The 22,881-nt window shown below is 66.6% G+C and carries 26 protein-coding genes; 2 read left to right on the top strand and 24 right to left on the bottom strand.

Features of this window, described 5'->3' with window-relative positions:
- The first annotated feature begins 193 nt into the window (after nt 1-193).
- Nucleotides 194-1,123 (top strand): tyrosine-type recombinase/integrase, encoded by a 930-nt coding sequence (locus tag SD455_RS15090; protein WP_445508587.1) that lies wholly within the window; start codon nt 194-196, stop codon nt 1,121-1,123.
- Between the two features lie 90 nt (nt 1,124-1,213).
- Complete coding sequence (locus tag SD455_RS15095) at nt 1,214-2,005, top strand: hypothetical protein (protein ID WP_445508588.1); 792 nt, start codon at nt 1,214-1,216, stop codon at nt 2,003-2,005.
- 201 nt (nt 2,006-2,206) lie between these two features.
- On the opposite strand, the gene SD455_RS15100 is transcribed toward SD455_RS15095, so the two are convergent.
- The 24 genes from SD455_RS15100 to SD455_RS15215 all read right to left on the bottom strand — a co-directional run bounded on the left by SD455_RS15100 (nt 2,207) and on the right by SD455_RS15215 (nt 22,859).
- Nucleotides 2,207-2,620 carry a hypothetical protein gene (locus tag SD455_RS15100; protein WP_445508589.1) on the bottom strand — a complete coding sequence of 138 codons (414 nt, stop codon included), beginning with the start codon at nt 2,618-2,620 and terminating at the stop codon, nt 2,207-2,209.
- Complete coding sequence (locus SD455_RS15105) at nt 2,607-3,089, bottom strand: helix-turn-helix domain-containing protein (protein WP_445508632.1); 483 nt, start codon at nt 3,087-3,089, stop codon at nt 2,607-2,609. The genes SD455_RS15100 and SD455_RS15105 overlap by 14 nt, the downstream gene beginning before the upstream one ends.
- Nucleotides 3,086-3,622, bottom strand: a complete 537-nt coding sequence (locus SD455_RS15110) for a hypothetical protein (protein ID WP_445508590.1) — start codon at nt 3,620-3,622, stop codon at nt 3,086-3,088. The genes SD455_RS15105 and SD455_RS15110 overlap by 4 nt, the downstream gene beginning before the upstream one ends.
- Before the next feature lie 178 nt (nt 3,623-3,800).
- Entirely contained in the window at nt 3,801-4,031 is a 231-nt protein-coding gene (locus SD455_RS15115) for a hypothetical protein (protein WP_445508591.1), read from the bottom strand.
- An 11-nt stretch (nt 4,032-4,042) separates the two neighbouring features.
- Nucleotides 4,043-4,969 (bottom strand): M23 family metallopeptidase, encoded by a 927-nt coding sequence (locus SD455_RS15120; protein WP_445508592.1) that lies wholly within the window; start codon nt 4,967-4,969, stop codon nt 4,043-4,045.
- Between the two features lie 157 nt (nt 4,970-5,126).
- Complete coding sequence (locus SD455_RS15125; RefSeq protein WP_311024830.1) at nt 5,127-5,459, bottom strand: hypothetical protein; 333 nt, start codon at nt 5,457-5,459, stop codon at nt 5,127-5,129.
- 42 nt (nt 5,460-5,501) lie between these two features.
- Nucleotides 5,502-5,960: a hypothetical protein gene (locus SD455_RS15130; RefSeq protein WP_445508593.1), complete on the bottom strand. Its 459-nt coding sequence runs from the start codon at nt 5,958-5,960 to the stop codon at nt 5,502-5,504.
- The gene (locus SD455_RS15135) at nt 5,957-6,619 is read right to left on the bottom strand and encodes a hypothetical protein (RefSeq protein ID WP_445508594.1); all 663 of its coding nucleotides are present in this window, start codon (nt 6,617-6,619) and stop codon (nt 5,957-5,959) included. The genes SD455_RS15130 and SD455_RS15135 overlap by 4 nt, the downstream gene beginning before the upstream one ends.
- 34 nt (nt 6,620-6,653) lie before the next feature.
- Entirely contained in the window at nt 6,654-10,325 is a 3,672-nt protein-coding gene (locus SD455_RS15140) for a hypothetical protein (RefSeq protein WP_445508595.1), read from the bottom strand.
- Between the two features lie 15 nt (nt 10,326-10,340).
- Nucleotides 10,341-11,486, bottom strand: coding sequence for a hypothetical protein (locus SD455_RS15145; RefSeq protein ID WP_445508596.1), 1,146 nt, complete (start codon nt 11,484-11,486; stop codon nt 10,341-10,343).
- A gap of 10 nt (nt 11,487-11,496) precedes the next feature.
- A complete protein-coding gene (locus SD455_RS15150) occupies nt 11,497-12,495 on the bottom strand; it encodes a hypothetical protein (protein ID WP_311024825.1) in 999 nt (332 codons plus the stop codon).
- Nucleotides 12,496-12,509: 14 nt separating this feature from the next.
- Nucleotides 12,510-13,409, bottom strand: coding sequence for a hypothetical protein (locus SD455_RS15155; protein WP_445508597.1), 900 nt, complete (start codon nt 13,407-13,409; stop codon nt 12,510-12,512).
- Nucleotides 13,409-17,155, bottom strand: a complete 3,747-nt coding sequence (locus SD455_RS15160) for a tape measure protein (RefSeq protein ID WP_445508598.1) — start codon at nt 17,153-17,155, stop codon at nt 13,409-13,411. Before SD455_RS15160 ends, SD455_RS15155 begins: the two co-directional genes overlap by 1 nt.
- 33 nt (nt 17,156-17,188) lie before the next feature.
- Nucleotides 17,189-17,605: a hypothetical protein gene (locus SD455_RS15165; RefSeq protein WP_311024822.1), complete on the bottom strand. Its 417-nt coding sequence runs from the start codon at nt 17,603-17,605 to the stop codon at nt 17,189-17,191.
- A gap of 56 nt (nt 17,606-17,661) precedes the next feature.
- Complete coding sequence (locus SD455_RS15170) at nt 17,662-18,297, bottom strand: hypothetical protein (RefSeq protein ID WP_445508599.1); 636 nt, start codon at nt 18,295-18,297, stop codon at nt 17,662-17,664.
- A gap of 39 nt (nt 18,298-18,336) precedes the next feature.
- A complete protein-coding gene (locus SD455_RS15175) occupies nt 18,337-18,570 on the bottom strand; it encodes a hypothetical protein (protein WP_445508600.1) in 234 nt (77 codons plus the stop codon).
- A gap of 112 nt (nt 18,571-18,682) precedes the next feature.
- Entirely contained in the window at nt 18,683-19,363 is a 681-nt protein-coding gene (locus tag SD455_RS15180; RefSeq protein ID WP_445508601.1) for a hypothetical protein, read from the bottom strand.
- A gap of 58 nt (nt 19,364-19,421) precedes the next feature.
- Nucleotides 19,422-19,838, bottom strand: a complete 417-nt coding sequence (locus tag SD455_RS15185) for a hypothetical protein (RefSeq protein ID WP_445508602.1) — start codon at nt 19,836-19,838, stop codon at nt 19,422-19,424.
- Between the two features lie 10 nt (nt 19,839-19,848).
- Nucleotides 19,849-20,142, bottom strand: a complete 294-nt coding sequence (locus SD455_RS15190) for a hypothetical protein (RefSeq protein ID WP_445508603.1) — start codon at nt 20,140-20,142, stop codon at nt 19,849-19,851.
- Between the two features lie 5 nt (nt 20,143-20,147).
- Nucleotides 20,148-20,498 carry a hypothetical protein gene (locus SD455_RS15195; RefSeq protein ID WP_445508604.1) on the bottom strand — a complete coding sequence of 117 codons (351 nt, stop codon included), beginning with the start codon at nt 20,496-20,498 and terminating at the stop codon, nt 20,148-20,150.
- Nucleotides 20,499-20,515: 17 nt separating this feature from the next.
- Complete coding sequence (locus SD455_RS15200; protein WP_445508605.1) at nt 20,516-20,983, bottom strand: hypothetical protein; 468 nt, start codon at nt 20,981-20,983, stop codon at nt 20,516-20,518.
- A gap of 17 nt (nt 20,984-21,000) precedes the next feature.
- Nucleotides 21,001-21,237, bottom strand: coding sequence for a hypothetical protein (locus tag SD455_RS15205; protein ID WP_445508606.1), 237 nt, complete (start codon nt 21,235-21,237; stop codon nt 21,001-21,003).
- Nucleotides 21,238-21,322: 85 nt separating this feature from the next.
- Nucleotides 21,323-22,243: a phage major capsid family protein gene (locus tag SD455_RS15210; protein WP_445508607.1), complete on the bottom strand. Its 921-nt coding sequence runs from the start codon at nt 22,241-22,243 to the stop codon at nt 21,323-21,325.
- A 43-nt stretch (nt 22,244-22,286) separates the two neighbouring features.
- Nucleotides 22,287-22,859 carry a hypothetical protein gene (locus tag SD455_RS15215; RefSeq protein ID WP_445508608.1) on the bottom strand — a complete coding sequence of 191 codons (573 nt, stop codon included), beginning with the start codon at nt 22,857-22,859 and terminating at the stop codon, nt 22,287-22,289.
- Between the last annotated feature and the right edge of the window lie 22 nt (nt 22,860-22,881).

Raw genomic sequence — 22,881 nt, forward strand, 5'->3', positions numbered from 1 at the left:
GCGGAGGCGACGACCTGCACTCGTCAGAGTGGGCCCCCCGGGACTCGAACCCGGAACCTGCAGATTTGTCGCTTTGGCGGCAGCGGCGCCTCGCGGCCGCCGCCTGACCAGGACAGACCTGGACATGGTTGCACTTCGTAATCTTCGAGACTCAGTCGTTATTCCCATCGCGGCTGCCGGGCAAAATCGCCCAATGAAGCACATCACTCTCGCCTGGAACAACGCAATCACCGAGTGGCAGTCATGGCTCAAAGTCGCCGGACGCGCCGAGTCGACCGTGAAGCTGAGGGGCTCACAGGTCCGCCGCCTCGGCCGAGCATTCCCACACCTCACACCCTGGGAACTCGACAACGAGACACTCGTCCGCTGGATCGCCACGCAGAACTGGGACTCCGACACCCTCCGCGGCCACCGTGCAGCCTTCCGATCCTTCTACGCATGGGCCCGCGCCACAGGGCGCTGCGACACCGATCCCGCCGCCGGACTGCCCTCATCCCGCGCCAAGACCGTCCGACCGCGCCCCGCGCCCGACGGCGTCGTCCAGGACGCCCTCAACCACGCCGGCGAACGCGAGCGGATCATGATCATGTGCGCCGCGTTTGCCGGAATGCGGGCGTGCGAGATCGCGAGGATCCACGAGTCCGACGTCTTCGTTGACGTCGACGGGTGGTCTCTGATCGCCCACGGGAAGGGGCAGAAGGACCGGGTCATCCCGCTGGCCCAGGACCTGGCACTGGTGCTGAAGCGCTACTGTCACGAGCACGGCGGTTACGCCTTTCCGGGGCGGATCGATGGTCACCTTTCCCCGAAGCGTGTCTCCGAGCTGCTGTCGGAGGTGCTGGGGGACTCCTGGACTGGGCACACGCTGCGACACCGCTTCGCCAGCCGTGCCTACGCGGAGACCCGGGACATCCGTGCTGTGCAGGAGCTGCTCGGCCACGCCTCCGCGACCACGACGCAGCGATACGCTGCTGTCCCCGACGGGGCCATGCGGCGGGCCGCGTTCGGAGCTTCGACGCTGCGGCCGAGCGTAGTTGGTGGGACGCCGCGACCAGCTCGGCCGCCCCACGGGCATCCGCCGCCACCGACCAGACGGGAGCTGATGCCCGCCGAAGTCGCTTGATCAGTGCTTTCCGTTACCGCTGACACGCCATAGTCTGAAACTGCACTCGCACCGGAGTGCTCTCCCGTTCGCACCGAGAGGACCGTTCCCTTGAATCCCGCCTCCAAGTACATTGCCGCTCTGGCAGCCCTCGCGCTGCTGCTGAGCTCCTGCGGCGCCAATGACGACGCCGAACCCGAAGCACCAGAGACCACCACCGAGGCCGCCGAACCAGAACCGGCAGCCGACGACGAGCCTGAGGACGAGCAGCCGGACGAGGCCGATCGGCCCGACGAGCTGATCGAGCGCGAGAATGAAGCCGCCACCATCCTCTTCAACATGGACGGCCAGGCCACCGGGGAAGAGACTGCGGCCGCGGAGGTCGACATCGAAGAGGTCTACACCGAGCTCGATGACGAGTACGGCCACCTCCCCGACGACGAGTTCCCCGAGTGGTTCGAAGACCTCGTCCTCTACTCAGCCGTCGCCGCCCTCGGTGGCACGTTCCGCCAGATGATGGACGACGAGCTGCCAGACGAGGTCGACAACGACAACCCGCTCACGCGAGAGTTCCTCGGCTGCGAGGATGACGAGACCATCACCGAGTGCGAGGACCGCTACGAACGTGAGTTCATGGAAAGCGTCCCCGAGGAATGGCGGACCGAGAACACCGAGGAGCCTGCGGAAGACACTCAGGAGGCTGCCGCCGAGGACCTCGTCCCGGTCGAGGAGATCGCCGAGTACGCCCCAGGCTGGCCCGCCGGCGAGCCCATGACCTACGACCAGCTCGAGCTCATCAAGGAAGAGCAGCGCCTCTGGGACGAGTGGGACCAGGCAGAGCCGGGATCCCCGGAAGCCGAGGACCTCGAACGCCAGATCGAGGAGATCCAGAACTCCTGGTGAGGCGAAGTTGCCACGTCACAGCGCGTCCGCGGGCGCGTCACCGGTGACACGTCGACTGATCCCGCCTCATCAATGTGCACGTCGTTCGGGCTCAGGGCCTGGCCAGTACGGTATCGCCTCACGCTGGCCAGCCTCGGCGGGCTTACTCGTGCAGATGAAGTTCATCCGGCACATATGTCCTCGCGCAGATCCGGGACTGGCTTACTGGTCGTCCTCATCTATTGCTAGAGGTTCTCGCAGTGTCATCTCGGGGCGGGGAGTATCGGCGGGAATATCGAACTCGACGCGGAAGTACGGTGCCTGAGCCCGGACGTGCGTAGTCATGGCCTCATAGAGCTTTGTGGCGCCCTTCTCCTGGACCCACAAGAGTAGCTCATCCTCGTTATCGAGGTCTCCGTCATGTGCTACGAACAGTGAGGCTGCAACTTGGGCGAACGCATCGGGATAGTTCAATACGAGGTGAGCCAGCACGAGGACAGCAGAATCCTCAGTGCTCTCGTCCTGCCGCACTGGGACCACGTCGATTCGCATCTGTGCGCCGTGTGGTTCGTCCTCGTCAAAGCTCGGGAAGCTCGAAACTTCAGCTCGCTGAAGACGCACTTCACTCTGGATCATGTGCCAGGCTCCTCCGGAGGGCGGCAAGGACTGCATCGGAGAAGTTCTCTCTGTCTTCCGAGTGGCGCGAGTCGATCCACGACGGGGTTTTCGAGTCGAGCCGCTCGAGCACCCGAACCATGTACTTCTCGACCCCGTTGGCGAATGCCACCTGGGAGGGCCGAACTACGTCGAAGTCGATCATCACCTCGAGGCCCAAGGCGACCTGTCGAAGTTCCGTCAACGTAAGCTCGTACTCACCGCTTTCTATCTGGAACACGATCTCAGGGTCCACCCCCAGCCGCTCAGCAAGGTCCGACTCAGAGAGATTGGACGCTTCTCGCGCGTCTCGGAGTTCCTCCAGCAGCTCACTCTGGTTACGGACGTTGACGCGGGCAATAAGCCCCGGGGTGACGTCCCGCCGGCTGAAGGCATCAAGCTGTTGCCGAGCACGCAGGGCTTGGCCGCGTGTCAGTTGGTGAGTTGTCATCGTGAACACCCTTGCTTCCTCAAGGTTTCGTTTACGTCCCAGTCCCACGCTCTGCTGTTCGCTAGATCGATAGACTTGTTCTGCTCCATCCCTGTGTCGGGGCCGTCTGGTTTCGACCCGAGGGCAAGCGCAGCAAGCACCTCGTCCAACAACTTCGGCTCATAATAGTAAACGCGCACCACGCGTTGGACCTTCCCAAAGGGAGTGCGGTTCACCGATTCGGGGACATGGCGCAACTCAAGTAGGTAATTACCGTGACGGGAGATCTCGTCCGCGTCAACGTCCCGCCGCCTCAGCCACCTACTGGGGAATTTGCACTTCCCATCGGCTGCCAACTCCATTCGCTCAGTGAGTTGGGCCATGGCGTCAAGCTGTTCGAGGAAGGTCATTTCTGAGTCGAACTTCCCCTGCTCAAGCAACTTCCACTCCATGGCGAAGCTCTCGTGTTGGACCCAGACGTTTGTCCCTCCGTCGGGATCGAGCCTGAGGTTCCTGCTAGACCTCACGCCTTGAGGTTGTGCTGGCTGGGGCACAGGCACCTCCCTCACTGACGTCCGCGTAGTGTAAACAAGCTAGCACAGTCCGGGCTGGGATCGTTTCCGGGTTGGAGGGAACTATGGTCTCGATGGTTGCTCGCCATCCCAGTCCGATCACACGAAAAGCGGCCCGCCTCCGGAGGGAGGCGGGCCGCTACGTGCTTGGGCAGCTGGACTACTTGTGTGGGCAGTCTGGCAGCCGCTTCGGTTTGTTCGCGGTGGCGAGGTCGAAGCCGAACGAGGCGGCCAGCGCCACCGCGGCGGACAGGATCACCTCTGCCTGGTCCTCGGCAATGAAACCGAGGACCGCGGCGACCTTGAGCGCCGCTGAGCCGACGATGTAGATGATCTGGCGGGCGGTGTCTGACTTGATGCCCCGGTCGGGGGTCTCTTTGATCTCAGGCATGATGGTTCCTTTCAGACGCTGGGGTGTGTGGGGATGCCGAGCATCCCGCAGAAGATGGGACCGGGAACGCCGTCGATGATCCCCTTGTAGGCGCCTCCACGGTTGCGGCGCTGCAGCTCCGTCACGCGGTCCTGGGTCAGGCGGCGGTGGTCGCCGTCGACCTGGAGCTTCGTGCCCTTCCAGCCATTCATGGCGCCCTGCAGCCGCTTCACCCACTCGAAGTGCGCGTCGGTCACACGGCCCCAGTGGCCGTCAGCCACGAGGCCCCCGAAGAGCTGGGCGCCCTGATAGGTCTTCACGCGGTCGGCGATGTACTTCCGGCGCCTGTAGCCAGCCTTGTCCAGGCGGGCCGTCAGCGTGGAGTTCGGGTGCACGTGCTTGCCACTGGAACCCCCACTGGACGACGCCCCCGAAGAGGCGGCCGGAGTGACCGGAGAGTCCTGGCCGACCCGGACACCCTTCGAGCGCAACCACCGGTCCGCGTCGATCCACCCAGGCGCACCCAGCGACCGCGCTGCGGCGACCGGGCGATCGTGGTTCTGAGCGACACCGAAGTGCAGGTGCACCGCGAAGTCAGACATGGTCCTCGCGCCGGACCCGCCCATGACACCGATCTGCTCACCGGCACGGACTCGCTGCCCGACCCGGACAATGATCTTGTCGAGGTGGCCGTAGTAGGTCCGCATCCGATCGCCGCCGATAGTGCCATGGTCGATCCACACGCCGTGACCGGAGTGCCAGGGCACCACCGCTGCGTCGGGGGCGCCGTCGCCGCGGCCCGTGCGGGAGACGACACCGTCGGAAGCCGCGTACACGGACACCTTCCGGCCAGGAGTGGGAGGCCCATAGTCGGTGCCAGCGTGCAAGGTTCCCCACCGGGTGCCGAACGGCGAGGTGAGCCGGGAGCGGGCTGGGACAGGTGAGCTGAACGTAGTCACTGGGCGACCTCCTGCTCGTCTGCGGGCGGCCCATCCGCACAGGGCTCGTCCTCATTGGTGATGTCAGGGATCTCGATCTCTTCGGTGTCTCCCATCGGTGCCTCCTCGTGGCATGAGAAAGCCCCGGCGAGTGCCGGGGCTGGGGTGGTGGGTTGGGCTATCGGTCAGTCTTGGGCCAGGGGGGTAGGTCGCCGATGGGGGTGCCGTGGTTGATGCAGAAGCGGCGGAGTTCGGAGGCGTACTCGGAGAGGATGCGGACGCGGCGGTCGGCGCGGATCCGTTCAGTGCGTGCGAGTTCTTCTGCCTCTTCTCGTCGGGTCTCTGCGGCCTTGAGTCGGTCGAGGACTTCGTCGCGGCGCTGTCGCATGTCGCGGACGGCTTCGCGTTCTCTGCGGAATTGGCCGGTCCAGGCTTTGCGGATGCCCTGGCCGAGCATGGTGATGGCGGCGATGATGAACGTTCCGCCGCCGAGTGCGGTGATGATTTCCATGACCTCCACCCGAGGCCTCCCCTCTTGTGTCAGTGGCGGTGGTCAGGCCTTCTCGGGGTTGAAGTCAGCGCGGGAGATGAGCATGAACCGCACGACGACGAGGAAGAACAGGGCCGAGACGGCGGTGAGCATGGCGGATCTGCTGCCACCTCCTGCGAGCGCGGCTTCGATAATGGAGCCGTAGTAGATGAATGCGCCGCCGGCGATGAGGACGAGGGCGATGCGTTCGGCCCACCACCAGCCTTGGAGGGTGACGAGGAGCCCGATTGCGCCGCCGGTGGCCCAGAGGGTGGGCCAGGTGATGACGGCGATGGTGGCGACGGTGTCTCCGAAGTAGGTGGAGATGGACTGTGGGGGATGGATGAGGGTCCATGTGCCGCCGATGGTGAGGGCGGCGTAGAAGATCCAGAAGGTGATGGTGATGTTGCGGGGCTCTTTGATGAAGTGCCAGAGCCGCACGATGGAGTTGGTGCGGGTGCTGGCGATGATGTCTTCGTTCATCGGTCGTCTCCGTCCGCGATGAGTTGCCAGCCGTCGGGGTGGTCGGTGGGGGACCAGATGTTGTCGTCCTGGGTGGATTCCCAGATCTGGTCTTCGTAGGTGACTCGGTCGCCGGTCTGGTAGGCGTCGTGGGCTCCGGAGGGCTGCTGCCACTGGGGCGGCTGCTCGGGTTCGGGGTGCTCGGGCTCGGCGGTGTCGTCGCTCTCGTCCGGGTCGTTCTGATCTTCGGGGGTGATGGGGGACCACCCGTGTTCTCCGGGTTCCCAGACGTTGTTGTCTATGTCGCTGGTCCAGGTCTGGCCGTCGTGGGTGACCTCGTCGCCGGCGTGGTAGGCGTCGTGGGCGCCCGTGGGTTGCCGCCATGGTGCGGGCTCGCCGTCTTCGGTGACCTCGCGCCACCCGGAGACGCCGGGTTCCCAGACGTTGCAGGCCATGAGGGACTCCCAGGTGATGTCACCGTGGGTGACGACCGCACCGAGGGGGTAGGCGTCCAGGGCGGAGGACGGCTGCTGCCAGGCGGCTCCACCAGCCCGACCCAGGGCGGCCTGGTACTTCTGGACCAGGCTGTCGACCTGAGCTGGGGCGTCCCGGAGGGCGCGGCGACGCTCCGTCTCGGCCTGCAGCTTCTGTGCGAGGGCGTCGAGCTCCTCGTCAGTCATCTGTGGAATTCCCTCCATCGTGTGGCCTCACTTCTCAGTCTTGGGTGGACGTGGACGTCGAGAGCATCGCGTAGGTCTGATTGCGGTGCAGGACGCCGGCGGCAGCGTTGTTCAGGTGTGCGCCGGTCCATCCGGACCAGCCGATGAGCACCGAGGCACGGACCTGGGCGGCCTGGTCGGCTTCTTCTTCCTTCTCTGTCGGGAGACGTCGGGTGCTGCCGGCGCCGACACGGGTCAGGTCCGGAAGACGGTGGTTCTCCGTCGGGGCGTGGAAGCTCGTCGGCGGTGTGCCCGTGATCGTCGTGAGCCCTGACTGCAGCACCTGGCCCGCGCTCGTGGCCCAGCGGGCGACGGTGGACTGGACGTCGACGCTGTTGAACTGGCCGCCCTGGTCCCAGGCTCCGAACTGGACGAGGGTGAGATAGAACGTCCCGTCCGGCCAGTACCCGAACCTCGGCTCCACGTCGATGCCTTGCCGCGTCGCGTCCCCGGTGTTCGGATCCCACGTGTAGGTAGCGGTCCGCAGGATCGGGTACGGCTGGGAGACCAGGTCCGACGGCTCGGCCGTCGCCAGCGCTGAGCTCGGGTCCCGCCAGGTCAGAACACCGCCGTCCCCCACACGTGGACCGAGATCCTGAATCAGGAACCGAGGGTTGTGAGCGATGGTGTTGGTTGAGCCGAATGTGATCCCGGTGCCCTCGTAGTTCCCGACGACGAACAGGATCCGGATCCACTGGGCCGTCCGCGGGCCATAGACCTTCTCGAACGAGAGCGTCGTGGACGGCCAGCCGAGGCCCGAGGGCGGGACACGGCCGGTCGTGGTGCCCAGCTGCGCACTCGAGTTCGTCGGTGTCGACGGCCGCACGGACGGATCCGACGACGTCGTGTAGTAGGCCGTCATGAAGTAGTGCTGGCGGTCCGACATCTGGAAGTCCGGAACCGAGATCCGATATGACCGGCCCGGGATGATCTTCGCCTCCAGGTGAGCGATCGCCCGCGAGTTGCTGTGCGAGAGACCCGCCACCTGCCGGATGAACACGCGAGGCGCACCCTGCCCGACGGTCTCCAGCACCGACTGGGCAGCATGCCACGGAGCTGTGTCCATCGCCCGACCGACCAACGACTTGCCCGCGATCGTCATGTCCTCACCGGAGTGAAGCTGCACCGCCGAGACCCCGCCAGCGCCAGTCATCGACACCGTCGGCTCGCCCGTCTCCGAGTCATGCATGCTCAGCAGATCATCACCGTGGAGGCCCATCTGCGACAGCGTGTTCCCCGTCGTGGTGTCCTCGAGACGCCACCCCTGGCCGGAGACCTCAAACCGACGGCCGGCTCCCTCATCAGAGAGCGTGATGCCGAGTGCTTCCAACCTGCCGACCAGACCGGAGTTAGCGATGAACTCGTTCATCTCGATGCTGCCCGTCACCAGGTGCAAGAACTCACCGAGAGCCGCCGCCAGAGACTCCGTGACGTTGATCTTGGAGACGTCGATCGCGTCATCCATGATCACGGCCCCACCGATGAACGCCTCGTCGGCTTCCAGCATCCGGGCGCGGACGACGTCGGACCAGATCTTGTTGATCACGGCCTGGTTCGAGAAGAACTCCTCGACGTCCGCGTGCCGGGCCTTGAGGCTGCCATCGACGACGAGGGTCGCGTCGACCGCTTCGACGAGCTGCGGCACCGACCAGTCCACGGCGGCCGAGTGGGCCCCCTGGACGAACATCCCGAACGCCAGGAAGTTCGCGTCCTCTCGCAGCGTGATCTGAGCATCCAACAACCCCCAGGTGTCCGCCGGGATGGTCTCCGCGTTGCTCACGACGAGGTTCGTCACCAGCTGGCTCGTGGTGCGCGTCCCATACTGGCGGACGTAGATGCGGGCATTTCCGGCACTGATCGGCGTCCCGGAGCGCACCCAGGCTCGGACGCGGTAGGTGGTTCCGCCTGTCACCGGGGTCAGCCACGCCGGATCTGCCGCCCCCAGGTACGAGCCCCGCTGTGATGTTCCTGCCGCGATCCGGAGGGCAGGTCCACCGCCCTTACCTCCACCCTCCACGACTGTGCGGTTGCCCAGACCCGTTGACCATCCAGCAGGGCCGTCCTCGCCGGAGAAGTCCGCATTGCCCAACAAGTTGCCGGTGTGGCCGATCCGCAGGTGTTGTGCGCTGATCGTCTTGTCCTTCAGCAGCACACCGTCGATCAGGGCCTCATCGGCCTGCAAGAGCCTCGCCTGCAAGAGGTTGGTCTCCATGGCGTCGATGAATCCGACGTGCGCCGAGAGGCTGTAGGTGTCGATGTGGCGAGCCAGCACCGACCCGTCCACGATGAGTTCACCGTTGGCCATCCTGGTCACGTGCACGTTCCCGAAGCCCCGAGAGGCCGCGACGGCGTCCAGTCGGTACCACTGGAAAGACATGATGGCCGCACCATCGGGGACCGTCACCACGGTCTCTGCCCATTCCTGGTTGCCGACCGCGCCCCAGTGCACCGGGTCAGACCACGCCACCCCGGATTGAGCGTCGTCCTGGAAGCGCATCCGGAAGTAGTAGCCGTCATCCGCTGACCAGCCCGCATATCTCAGGACCTGCCAACGGATCCGGAGCTCTTCGCCAGGGGTGCAGCGCATCCACCGATTCGCGAAGAGGTGCCCGCCGAGCCAGATCTGGTAGTTCCCGCTGGCGTCGAGCCTCTCAGGGTCGAAGCGGACGAACTGCTTGTGAGGATCTCCCCAAGATGTCGTGGCGTGGTGCCAGGCGTCGGGCGTCGCCGAGTACCAGAGGGGCCGATCGGGGGCCGGATCGCCGGCCTGGTAGAGCGACTCGAAGCTGGGATCCCTGTTCAGGTTGTGCGGGTCCGTGATGGCCAGGGATCGGATCTGCGCGTCCGCGTTGGTCAGCCCGTCCTGGATGTTCTGCTCAAGGTTGTCTGCGCGGTCGCGAAGCTCATCGAACGCGGCGGGGTCCCAGTTCTCGTCCCACTCCTGCTGGAACGCATCGAGATCAGACTGCACCGCGGCGATGGCCGAGTTCAGGTCGCTCTCCAGGCCCGGCAGCCGAACCTCGTTCAGATGCTCCAGGTTGTCTTCCAACTGAGCCTGGCCCTGCTCGAAGTCGCTCCGGGCATCCGCGATCCGCTGCTCAGCCTCGTCCAGCCGCTCCTCGATCGCGCCTGTGTCCACCAGCTCGGTGATCTCGATCTGCGAGGGCTCGGAGAACTCGCCCTTGGTGACCCGATCAGCACCGACCATGCGCAGCCACACCCACCACGTGCCGGGACGCGAGCACACGATCGTCGTCGTCCCACCCTCCCGGTCTCGAATGGTCGACGCCAGGTGCGCGTCCTCCGGGGTCGGGGCCACGTCACCATCGGCGAGCGCTGTGTGGACTTCGATGTGTCCGTGGACCTCGTAGACCTGGCCTTCGGTGACGTTGCCGTCCCAGGTGCTCTCGACGGCTCCCATCTCGCCGGCTGAGAGGTGGGCTGCGGTGGGGGTTCCCTGGGGTGGGCTGTTGCGGACGATGGTGCCGAAGGAGCCGTCGGGCTGCTTGCCGATGGTGCCGGTGATGCTGCCGCTGCGGTCGCGGATCGGCAGGCTGGTGTCGTCCAGGGACGCGTCGGCGAGGCGGGGCTGGGCGGCGAGGGCGCGCTGCTGGCGCTCGAGTGCGGCGAGGCGTGCGGCAATGAGTTCCATAGACGACTGGGGCACTGGGGTCCTCCTGGTTCAGTTGTCGCGCCAGCGGGCAAGGGTGAGGGCGATGGTGTTGTCCTCGAGGCGGTGTTCGGTGCGGACGATGCGGCACCACTGCTGGTGTGGGCCCCATGCGGTGTGGCCCTTGATGTGGATGACGTCTCCCTTGCGGAAGCTGCCGATCGGGGCGGCCGGGTGTTCGTGGATCCGGCAGGTCTCGATGAAGTGGGCGTCGCGTTCGGCGCGAGCCACTTCCTCTTTCGCGACTTCGTTGGCTTGCCGGTTGGTGGTGATCGACTGGTCGGTGATCACTTTGACGCGGCGGAGTCGGCCGGTGGCCGGACGGCTGCCGGATCCGCGCTTCTTGGCGGACCCGTCGCCGCGTCCCAGGACGAAGACGTGGCTGAAGTACTCGTCTTCGACGGGTGGTTCTGGTTCGAAGACGTTGACGCCGATCTCGAAGTGCAGGTCTCGCATCACGCGTGGGGTGATCATCGGGTACCCGAGCTGGATGTGGAACGCCGGGGGCGTGTCGGCGGTCGGGGAGAGGGTGATCCGCTCGGACCACTCGAACGGTGTCTCTGTTGCCAGGTCGTCGAGGGTGCGCATCAGGTCGTCGGTGCTCCACCAGTTCAGGCGGCGGGGCCCGGCGTCAAAGGTCACGTCCTGGCCATCGCTGGTGGTGAAGTTGACCTCGCGTTCCTCCTCACCGACCCTGACCGGCGAGCGCGTCGAGTCGACTGTGACGGTCAGGTCGTCGGGGTGTTCGGTGAGGTGGTCCCAGATGAGTCGGACGATGTCGAGGGGGTCGACTTCGATGCCGTCGAATCGGGAGGCCAGCCACGGGGTTCCCTCGGGGATGGCGCCGATGCCGACGCCGGAGACCTTGAGGGTCTGTTGGTCGGTGGCGTCGGGCGGGACGTCGTCGATGATGAATGCCCGTGCCCCGGCACCGCTGGTGGTGGTCCCCGGGGAGGCGATGAGTGTCCCGTACTTCTGGAGCAGGGGACGGGTTCGTCCTGACTGCTCCAGGTAGATGCTCTCGAAGGCCCGGGCGCTGTCCAGGACTGCGGTCAGGGCGTCGGGCTCGTTGATGCCCTGAGTGACGTGGACATCACGGAGGGGCACATCCGGGTGGAGCTGTTCCAGGCTGGGCAGAGCGAACGCGATCCACTTCATGGGGTGCTCCTCAGCTGGTGATGGGGTCTTCGACGAAGGTCACGCGGATCTTGTAGGCAGTGAGGTGGGAGGCGATGCTCAGACCGCCGGATCCGGTGGTGCGCTGGACCTGGAAGCGGAAGAATGATCGGCGGCCGCGTTCGTTGTCGTCGAGAGGGATGGTGCCGAAGGCCGGCAGTGTGAACCGTGACCAGGCGTTGGACTCGTTGAAGGGGACGCTGCCGGTGTACTTGTTCCCCGTGCCGGGGGAGAAGACGAAGCGGACACGGCCGTTGACGTCACCCGATCCGGTGGCGGCGCAGCCGATGATCTCGCCGTCGAGCTTCACGTGGGTGGCCCACTGGGGAATGATGATGCTGCGGATCTGGTCGAGGCTGACGTAGTCCGAGGCGTTGGAGGTCGTCAGGGTCCGAGACTCGTCGGGGCGCTGCACGATGGTGTCGAACTTCGTCCGCTCCACGGCCAGGAACCTGATGTCGGTGATCATGTCCTGGGTGATCGTCGCCGTGGACGCGGGGATCGTGACACGGGCCAGGGGCAGGAAGGGGCGACCGACCTCTGGGAAGTGCTGGGGGCGGTTCGCGATCGAAGACACTCCCTTGGCGACGTGGGGACGCCAGAACCGGTGCGTCTCCCAGTCGATCAGCTCGGTCGTCCCCTCGAACTGGGGGTCGTCGATGACGATGCCGACAACGTCGATGCGCCCGCCGGAGGAGTCAGTGGGGTCGATCTCCTGCGAGATGGTCTGCATAAGGTCGTGCACATACATCTGCCGCGGGGCCTCCGGGTAGCCCAGAGGACCGCCGCCGTGGTTGGCCTCGATGCAGAAGCCACCCGGCAGGATACGGACCGTGTTGTTCGGCGTGGGCTGGGCGAGCACCTCGCAGGAGAGCGGCCCGATGATGCCGGTCTGGCCGCCGAGGGCGGAGTGCGCGAAGTGTCGAGGTTGGCGGGCGTCGGTCTCGACCGGCCCGTTGACCGCCCAGAGGGTGGAATCGTTGGCTACCACGATGATTCTCCTGTTCAGACCATGGTTGAGTAGGCGGACCGCCATGACAGGACGGCGTGCGCCTCGAGGGTGACGTCGTCGGCGGAGAAGAACACGTTCTCCGACCCCGGCTGCAACTGGACGTCGTAGAGCCCGGACCGCCGGTCGAGTGCTCCGAAGCGGCTGCGACCGAAGTTGTCCGTGACGGTGCCGGCCAGAGGGTCGATCGTGATGGCCTCGTCAGCGGCCAGGGTGACCTCCGGGTCGAGTCCGACGTGCCACCCGCGGTTCCCGTCCAACGAGAACCGGCGGCCCGGGCCGTGGAAGGTCACGATCGCGGGAGTGGTCTCGGTGCCTGTGACGGTGATGGAGCCCTCCCGGGTCCCGGTGACCGTCTGGCCGAGGACCGGCCATCCGGGATCACGGGGCCACCGCCAGCCGCCCGGGGTGAAGTCCGCGACCTGGTTGAACCTCACCCGGTTCAGGCCTTCCTCGCCGCCGGCGTAGACCTGCGGCTGCAGGACGTCGAACTCGACGGTGAACCTGCCGACGCCCTGGCGCATCTGGAAGTCGAAGGTTGGCTCGTCGGCTCGACGAGGTCGGCCGATGACCCGCCGCCAACGGGGGTCATCGACGGCCCGATACTCGAGAGGGACCATGGCTCCGGCCACCAGACGGACCTTCGTGTCGCGCCAGGCGGTGAGGAACTCCGCGATCGACTCTCGGGCGGCCGCCATCGTGTGGCGGTTCGAGACCAGGTCGAAGCCGAGGGTGCGAGCCCCGAAGTAGTCTCGGCCCGGCAGCACGCCATCACGGGACTCCCGGGCTGCGTCAGAGGACCGGATCTCCGGGTACGAGGGTTCGAAGTTCTCGATGACCACGTTGCGTGGCCCTCCGACCTGCCCGACCTCGATGTCTTGGAATCGGACCAGCATCAGACCCCCACCTTTCTGGACTTCCGCATCTCCTGCCGCATGGCGAACCGGAGATCCTGGGCGTCCGCGTAACGGCTTCGGGAGTCGTTGTTGATCTGGGTCAGGTTGATCCCTTCACCGACACCGGAGTCGGCCACGGCCTGGGCGATGGAGTGCATGTCGCGCCACTGGCCCGGGTTGAGCAGTGCCTCCGGCTGCCGGAGCTGGTTGTGGATCATCGTCGTGCCGGGCTGGACCACTCCGCCCTTGTCGAAGAGGAACCCGGGGTTGACGTCTGCCCAGGGGCGGCCGCGGTGGAGTTCGAAGTGCGTGTGCACCCCGGTGACGTTGCCGGTGGCGCCCTGGGCGCCGATCCAGTCACCGGCGGAGACTCGGTCGCCGGCGCGGACACGGATCGCACCGTAGGGGTGGTGGCCGGTGTAGGTCCACACGTTGTTCCCGTGTGAGAGCAAGATGCCCTGACCCGTCCTGCCCGGTCCGATGTTGGAGCCGGTACGGACGACTCGGCCGTTCCAGGGCGCATAGACCCTGCCGCCGCCAGCGATGTCGATTCCCGCGTGGTGGGAGCCCCACCTGGGGCCGTAGCGGCTGGTGATCGGACCAGCGGATGGCCGGAAGAACGATCCGAGGTCGCCCGTGTACTGGGTGTAGTCGGCGCTGTCCTCGTCGACGGTGTCTTCGCCGCGAATCCAGTCCATCAGCTGGTCGAATCCCCAGTCCGCGAGACCGCCGGCGAGCTTGCCCATAGACCCGAAGTTCTCGACGATGCCGACGACGGTGTCCTTGACTGGCTTCAGCAGCGTCTCGGCGGCTTTGGCGAGTCCGCCTCGCACCCAGGAGATGGCTCCTGAGACCGTGTCGGAGACCCAGTCCCAAGCTCCGGAGGCCGCATCGGTGAACCAGTTGCCCGCCGGCAGCAGCGACTGAGCCGGAGAGCCGCCCAGCAGCGACCGCTCGGCGTCCTCCGGGACGTCCTCTCCGCGAGACGAGTAGGCGTCGACGAAGGCGTTGCGGGTCTGGGAGGCAGTCAGGATCCGGGCATCGGAGCCGAAGTAGGCGAGCTCAGGGCCCTCCTCGCCGACGACCGCCCAGCCGCCGCGGTGGTGGCCGCCCCGGGCGAACTCTGGGATCTCCGGAATCTCAGCCAGCCGGGCATCGGAGTTCACCGCTTTGGCGACCGCGTCGAAGGCAGCCTTGATGCCGTCATTCCAGACGAAGTTGATCACGCCGTTGATGGGGTCCCGGAAGAAGTTCGCGACCTTCCGCCAGGCCTTGTCGATCATCTCGACTCCGGTCTCGACCATGTCGGGCACGTCTTCTTTGATGAAGTCACCGAAGGCGTTGAGAACCGGCTTGATCGTGTTCTCCCAGAAGTCAGAGATCTTCCCCGACAGCCAGTCCCACCGGTCCGAGATCCAGTTCAGAGCGGGCCTCACGTACTCGTTGTAGAGCCGCTTCACCCACCGTCCGAAGGTCTGCAGCATCGGCTGAATGTGGACCTTCCACGCGTAGACCAGGGCGTCCTTGAGCAGGTTCCACCGGTCCTGGATGCGTTGCAGGCGAGGCTGGATCTGGTTCTGCCACAGGTCCTTGATCCAGGCGCCGAAGGAGTGGATCATCGGCCGGATGTGGACGTGCCAGGCGTAGACCAGGGCGTCCTTGAGCAGGTTCCACCCGTCCTGGATCCGCTGGAAGTGCGGCTTGGCCATGTTGTTCCACAGCCAGACGATGATGTCGCCGACGAGGGTGAACGTGGGCTTCAGCACCCCATTCCAGATCCACTGGATCACCGAGGCGGCCGTGTTGAAGGCAGCTGAGAAGGCGCGGAAGAGCGGCTTCGCGACGTTCTCGTAGAGCCAGCTGATCCCGGAAGCGACCGCGTTCCAGGCGGTGAGCAGGATGGGCACGACCTTGTCCCGGATCCACGCGGAGGCGACCCGGACGGCGAGCATGATGCCGTCCCAGGCTGGGCGGATCGCGTTCTCGTAGAGCCACATCGCGCCCGTGGCGATCGCGTTCCAGACACGTTCCAGCACCGGGACGACATGGGTCTGGAACCAGTCGACGACAGCAGCGGTCGCTGTCTTGATTCCGTTCCAGACGTTCTGCCAGATCGCCTGCCCCAGCTCCGTCTGGGTGAAGAACCAGACCAGCGCACCGATCAGCAGCGTGATCGCGGTGATGATCGCCCCGATCGGGTTGGCGCGCATCGCCGCGTTGAGGCCGCGCTGTGCACCCGTGGCCACTGCAGTGGCCGCAGCCTTGCCGCGCATGGCGCCCGTCTGAGTCGTCGTCGCCGCGGTGGTCGTCCCGGTGGCCAGGGCCAGACGCTGCTCTGCTCGCACGGCGGCCAGCCGAGCCAGGTTGGAAGTCAGCATGACCGGCGCCATGGCCACCTGAGCGGCCTGCAGGCGCGTCATCGCCACGGTGAGCCCGAAGGAAGCCGCCCGCCAGGCCAGGAACCCGCCGGCGACGATCGGCAGCAGCGGGGCGATGATGTGCATGTTGTCCGCGACCCAGCCCAGGACGTCACTGAGGATCCGCAGGCCCGAGTCGATCAGCCCAGGAAGCACCTGCGCGACGCCGGCGAAGATGCTCGACAGGGACTCCACGATTCCGCCCGTGGTCGACGCCATCGAACCGGCATCCCCAGCGGCGAGCGCGAAGCGTTCGAAGAACCCGGCGATGCCGGACCGCTCGACGTCGTCGGCCGATTCTTTCCAGCCGTCGCGGAACCGGGTGATCCACCCGACGACGGAGTCGAAGACGTCGCGGGCGGTGTCGCCGAAGCGCTGCATGAATCCGACGAACCCGGTTGCCTCGACGTCGGAGGTGGTGCCGGACCAGGCGCCGGCGAAGGCCTTTAGCCCGTCGACGAGGCGCTCGGAGAGTCCCGTGACCAGTGGTTCGATCCCGAGGGTGAGGTCGTCGAGGAAGCTGGTGATGCCGCCGAAGACGTGCTTGGCCAGCGGGTAGACGCCGGTGAGCAGCTGGGCTCCGAACCGGGAGAGGGCGGCCATCATGTTCGCGAATGCGCCAGTGGTGGTGTCGCCGGCGGACTGGGCGGCGCCGCCGAGGCCGTCTTCCATGGCTGCGCGGAAGGTGTCGAAGCCGATCTCGCCGGCGGAGGCCAGACGGTAGGTCTCCTCGACGGAGGTGCCGAGCTCCTTGGCGAGCATCTGGATGATGGGGATGCCGCGGTCGTGGAGCTGAGCGATCACGTCGCCCTGGACCTTGTTGGAGGAGGCGACCTTGTTGAAGATCGATCCCATCTCGTCCATGCCGACACCGGCGACGGTGGCCGCGTCGGCGGTCAGGCGCAGCACGTCCTCGAGGTCCTGGCCCGGCTGGATGCCGGCGGCGACAGCGGAGGCCGCGACGGTGGCGGCCTCGTCCATGCCAAACGCGGTTCCCAGGACCGCGTTGAGGGCGTTGTCCATGATGGACTCGATGTCTGAGGCCGTGTGTCCGAGGCCGCGCAGCTTGGCCTCGGCGTCCTCGATCGCGGTCAGACGCTGCCAGCCCTTCACGAGGGCGGTGGCCACTATCCCGCCGACGGCCACACCGGTGACCTGCGCGGTGCGTCGCAGGCCTCGGCCGATCCCGGACATCAGTCGGGCACCGAGGCCGGGGCCCGACTGGTCCTCCATGGTGCGGCCGACGCCGCGCATCTCCCGGCCCACCTGGGTCTGCAGCCCACGGAACGAGGGACGGACCTCCACATCGGCGACACCAACGACGGCCATGTCGGCACCTCCGATGCGCTATTGGGCTGTGGGTCAGATCCGAGGCATCGCCTCGTCTGGGTCGAATCCAGCGGCCGCGAGCAGCGGCGCCGCACTGTCGACGTCGCGTTCCCAGCGGAGCTGCTCGAGCAGGGTCTCCGGCTGGTCGGCCTCGTACTTGATCGGTTGGGCCTTCAGCGCCTTCCGGACCGTGTTGGTGAGGCTCATGACGGCCGCCGTGAGCTTCTCCATCTGCTGCGACTGGCGGTCGTGTTCACGGATCGCGACCCGGGGCTTCTGCGAGCGCCCGGGGTTGGTTGCTTCGTCGTGTTCGATCTGGTCGAGGATCTTGGCGGCCTCGACGGGGTCGTTGAGTCGTGCCTCCCAGAGCAGTGAGGCCTGGGGGATCTTCTCGATGAGTTCCAGCAGGGGGCGCCATCGTCCTTGGCTCCACCAGAGCCCGAGATCCACGCCGAAATGCTGGAGCAGGTCGGCGCGGATCTCGGGGCGGAACTTCTCGAGGAGCTCTAGGAGGCGTTCGATTCCCCCGGGGTGCCCTTGGCTGCCATGTAGTGCTCGACGACGTCGTTGCAGAGGTTGGACAGCTGGCGGGCGTTGAGGTCGAGGGCCATGAGGTTCTCGTAGGACTTCTCATCCAGCCAGGTGCGCAGGATGATCTCCGGCGCGTTCTGGTGGATGCGGAGGGTCTCGTAGAACTCTCGGACGGCTTCGACGCTCTGGGTGGCGAAGTCCGGGAAGATGATGCGCTTGCCGTCGCCGGAGATCATGCTGAACGGGGTCGGGTCTGGGCACTCAGCGTCGAGGGCGTTGCGGGTGATCTGCGAGCGCGCCCGTTTCTCTCCGTTGACGTAGGCGTGGGCCATCGCGAAGAGAGACTCGATCTTGCGGGCGTTGAGGTCGAGCTTCTCGAGCTTTGCGTAGTCCTCGGCGGGGAGCCATTCCTTCATCGCGTCCATCGGGTCGATGGCGCGCTGGATGCGGTGTTCGGTCTGGCGGGCTTCGTCGACGCTGCCGGCGTTGTAGTCGGGGAAGACGATGTTGCCGCGGTTGCCGCCGAGCTTGAACACGAAGGGGCGTTCCTCGGATCCGTGCTTGGCGAGGAACTGCTCGACGGTGATGGTCGGCTTGAGGCTGTCGGTCATGTGTCTGGGCCTTCCTGTGTGGGCGTGGGGGAGGGGGACTTACTTGCTGGGCTTCTTTGCGCCGCGGCCGGCGGAGGTTGTGGGGCCCTCCTGGACCGGCTTGGCGGCAGGGGCGTCGTCCGCGGGCTTGTCTGGGCTGGTGGCCGCCGTCTTGGGGTCGTGATCTGTCGTTTCGTCCGGGAGCTTGGTGTAGCCGGAGGCGAGCAGTTCGACCTGGGTGGCCGGGTGGTTGGTGGTGATGGTGGGCTGGTCCTTCTTGACGAACTTCGGCATAGTCCTGTCCTCTCAGTGATCGTGAGCAGTGGCACGTGGGGAGGGAGGAATGGAGGGGCCGCCGGCGCCGTCCCACGCGCCCAGACTTCCGGCGCCGGCGACCCCCGTCTGATCAGCCCTCGGGGGCGGTCTCGGGCTCGCCCCAGCCGAGCACGTCGTGGTACTGGCCGATGGCGGAGCCGCCGAGGTAGTTCCGCTTCGGGGAGCCGAGTGCGGGGTCGACGAGGACGTCGAGGGTGATGGCCTGGGCCACAGAGCTCTCCTGGTTCCAGGTGATGGAGTCCGCGGAGCCGAGCTGCACGAGGCCGTAGCCGTTGCCCATGATCCAGTTGTTGGTGATGCGGCCGTCTTCACCGATGACGATCATCCGGTAGTCCGCGAAGAACGGGATGTCGGGCTCGTCGTAGACGATCTCGCCGTTGGCCTTGGGTCGGATGCCGGAGTAGTCCGCGCCGTCGACGAGCTCGTGGATCTTGCGCTGACCCCACTGGAGCAGTTGCAGCTCCACGGACCGCTCGATGTTCTCGACGTCCTTGCGGACCGGGTCCATGTAGCCGAGGGCGTCCACCTGGGACTTCTCGACCTCACGGTTGAAGGTGTAGCCGTCGCGGGAGACCAGACCGAAGGGGGTCCAGCCTGCTTCTTTCAGGTCGATGATCTTGTGGTCCTCGGTGGTGATCTGCTCCGGCAGCTCGACCGTGGTGTCTGCGATGAACGCGACCGCCCGGCGGATCTTCCGCACCAGTTCCCGCTGGTCGGCGTCCTGCCGGATCTCAGAGATGGTGGTAGACATGGTGTGCCCCTCCTGTGGGCTCGGGATGTGTTCTTCCAGGGGTCCCCGGTGGTGGGGCTTACAGCGGGCGCGTGGTGAGCCAGAAGGTCACGGCGACCTTCCGGACGTTCTGGGATGGGTGCGGCACGACGGCGGGGCCGGTGCGGTGCTCGGCCAGGTCGATCAGTGCCGAGGGGGTCTCCCAGCCGCCCTCGACACACACCAGCGCGGTGATCGACTCAGCCACGGTGCGAGCCAGCGCCCGACCGTGCGCGTGGACCTCGAGTCGGAACTTGTCGACCCGGTCGATCTCCCCGATTGCGGAGTCGTCGAGGTTGACCACCACGACGGGCTGATCTGCGCCGAGCTCGGTCTGATCCGGGATCGGCGGTGGCTCTTCTTCGATGAGCTTTATCGGGTGGCCGGCGTGTTCTGTGCCGTCCAGCAATTCGAAGAGGGCCTCGACGGTGTCGGGCCACACGAGGGCGGTGGTCATCGGTGTCTCCTCATCGGCTTCTCAGGGCTCGGGAAATCTGGACGAGCGTCCGGTCACGCTCAGCGATCCACGACGGGCTGGTCTGGCTGATGACTGCACCGGCACGACGCTCCAGGCGCCATCCGGCGGCCACGGTGCGGGGCGAGGCGGTGTAGTTCCCCTCCGGGTCGGCCTGGTTGGCCAGCTGCGCGCCCCGGGCGGCCAGGGCGAGCGTCGCGGCTCCCAGGCGGGGAGAGTTCTGCAGCTTCGCGAGGCCCCGCCGGTCTGGCTTGTAGCTGCGGAACCTGATCTCACCGCGAGCCATGGCGGTCACCTCCGGGAGTCGGCACGGCGGCCGCGGGTGATGTTGACCTGGAGGCCTCGGGGCCATTCGGTGGGGCGACCGTCCACGGTCCACCACCCGACGAGGCGGCCCGAGTCGATCCGGATCTGGTCTTCCGGGAAGATGCTGAGTCCGTCCGGGGCGTCGGCCCAGGCGACGAGGATCGCGGCCCGATCGTGAGTGACCGGAGACCCGTCTCGGGCCTCAGAGGAGTCTCGGTCCCAGGGGAGCACCCGAGGCAGTTGCACCGGGACGGCCTGGTCCAGTGGTCGGCCTCGGTCGTCCAGGCCGCCGCGGTGAACCTCGGCCGCGGTGTATTTCGCTTTCCGGCGGCGCATGCCCCACGCGCCGAACCTCATGTCGGCCACCCGTCCGGGGTCTCGGACGCCGTCATGGCAGCTGCCGCGAGGTAGGAGCCCTGTTCGGTGTTGATGGTGCGCAGCCGCGAGCGGGAGGTCATCGGCGGGGCGAGCATCTTCTTGTGTTCGGCCGAGAGAACCAGCTTGCCTGGGGCGTCACCGGCCATCGTCTGCTGCAGCGTCCAGGGGCCTTCGGTGTCCTGCATGGACCGCACGCCGAGGGGATTCGCGAAGTGCTCCTGGAGCAGATCGGCGACCACATCGGCGATCGTCTCGGCCAGGTCGGGCTCTGCCGGGCCGCCGTCGGCGCCAGTGGCCTCCAGGCGGGCTTGCATGTCGGGGAAGTGCCGGCGGATGAGCCGCTCGACCTGGCCGATCTTCGTGTTCAGCAGGTCGTCGTCTTCGGGCGGCTCCTCGGCGATCCACCGGCTTCTTACCTTCTCGGCCGCTGTCCAGGTCTCCACCGGGGATCACCTCACCTTCAGCTGTTCTCGTCAGCCTCAGACGCCCCGGCGTCCTCGGTGGTCTCGGCCGCGGTGGCTTCCGAGGCCTCCTCGGTCTCCGGTTTCGTCTCCGGCTGCTTGGCCTTCCGACGTCCGCGAGCGCCGCCGGCCTTGGTGGTCTTGTTCTTGGGGGTGTAGCCCTGGGCCTCGAGCTTCTCGGCGTGCTTGTCGTTGACGACGACGGTGGCTCCGGTGGGGCTGGTCAGCTGCTTCATGGCGGTGGTCCTTCCGGTGTCTGGTGCGTGCGAGTGTCCCCGCCCCACTCGTGTGGGAGTGGGGCGGGGACACTCACGGGGAGGATCAGCCCTCGGGCGGGGCTGCGGCGGTGATGGAGGCGAAGGCGCGGTCCACGTCGAGGACGCGCCAGCCGAAGATGATCTCCGAGATGAACGCGACGTGGTTGCGGGCCTGCAGGTCTCCGTTGCCGGTGGGGTCGCCGTACTCGACCTTGCGCATCGGGATGGTGGTGGTCTTGCCCCACCGGACGGCGTCCCAACGGCCGACGATGCCGCGGACTCCGGTGTCGTCGGAGTCCTCGTAGACGCGGCCGGAGACCGTGTCGCCGACGGCGGAGCGCAGCCCGTTGACGACGCCGGCCTGGCGGGCGCCGATGTTGAGGTTTGGGTAGAGCTCCTGGCCGAGCTGGTTCTCAGCTTCGACCATGCGGGCGATCAGCGCCGGGTCCAGCGCGATCCCGTCGGGGGCGATGGAGTGGGAGGCCACCAGCGCCTGGGCGGCGTTGATGTCCTTCTTCACTCGGTTGACGTCCTCGTCGAGGACGACGGACTGGGTCGTGTCGGCCACGCAGTTCGCGTCCTGGGAGATCTGGCCGCCGGTGAGAGCGTCCCGGTTGTGGATGATCGCGAGGTCGATCTGGTTGGCCAGAGCGGTACCGAAGCTGTTCTGGATGATCCGCAGGGTCTCGACCGGGTTGGCGAGGACGGTCTCCAGGGAGATCTCCGTCATGACGACGGCCTTGCCGCGGTAGAGCTTCTGGGACCCGAAGCGCAGCTCGGAGGCGCGCTTGGGTGCGCCCTCGTTGATCATCGAGGCCCGGGGGCGGCTCTCGACGGTGGGCACGACGTTGTCGCCGATGATCACCGGCTCCTGAGTCGTCAGGGACGGGACCACCGAGTTCTCGACGGCGATGTCCCAGATCTTGTTGCTGATCTTCTTGTCCAGGAGGTTGTGCTCCTGGAAGTGACTGGTCTGCAGCGGCATGATCGCCTACTTTCCCCGCCGGTGGGGCGGTGCTGATGGGCTATTAGTCGAAGCCGAGGGCCTTGAGGGCCTCCTGAGCTTCATCGCTGATGGGATCCCCGTTGTTGCCGTGTCCGGCTTCCGGAACGACCGGGCCGGTGCGGCGGTTGCCGGCGAAGGCGACGAGGGCGTCGGCCTCCTCCTCGAGCTCTTCCCGGGTGCGGGCCTTGAGCAGGTTCGCCGGCACGCCCTTGGCGGCGGCGACTTCGTTGCGGAGTCCGGCCTGTTCGAGCTCCTCGACGCGGGCCTGGAGCTGTGCTGTCTTCTGCTGCTCGGCCTGCAGGTCGCGCAGGTGACTCTTGGCTCGCTGCTCGTGCTTGCGGGCCTGAGACTTCCAGTCGGTGGGGTCCTGGCCGTCCGTGGTGTCCTCCGTGTCGGTGGACTCCTTGGTGCTGGCCTCCGGGTCGTCGCCGGTGTTGGACTGCTCTGTGCTGGTCTCCTGCTGCTGCTCCTCGGCGGCAGGCCCGTGGCCCGAGGTGTCGTCCTCGGTGGCCGCGCTGGTGTCGTCGGTCGTCGAGGTGGTGCCGAGCTGGTCGGCGGCCTCGGCGAGGTCCTTGGGGGTGGGGATCTCGGGCATGACTGGTGGTCCTCCTGTGCAG

Source organism: Nesterenkonia sp. K-15-9-6, from assembly GCF_052656005.1.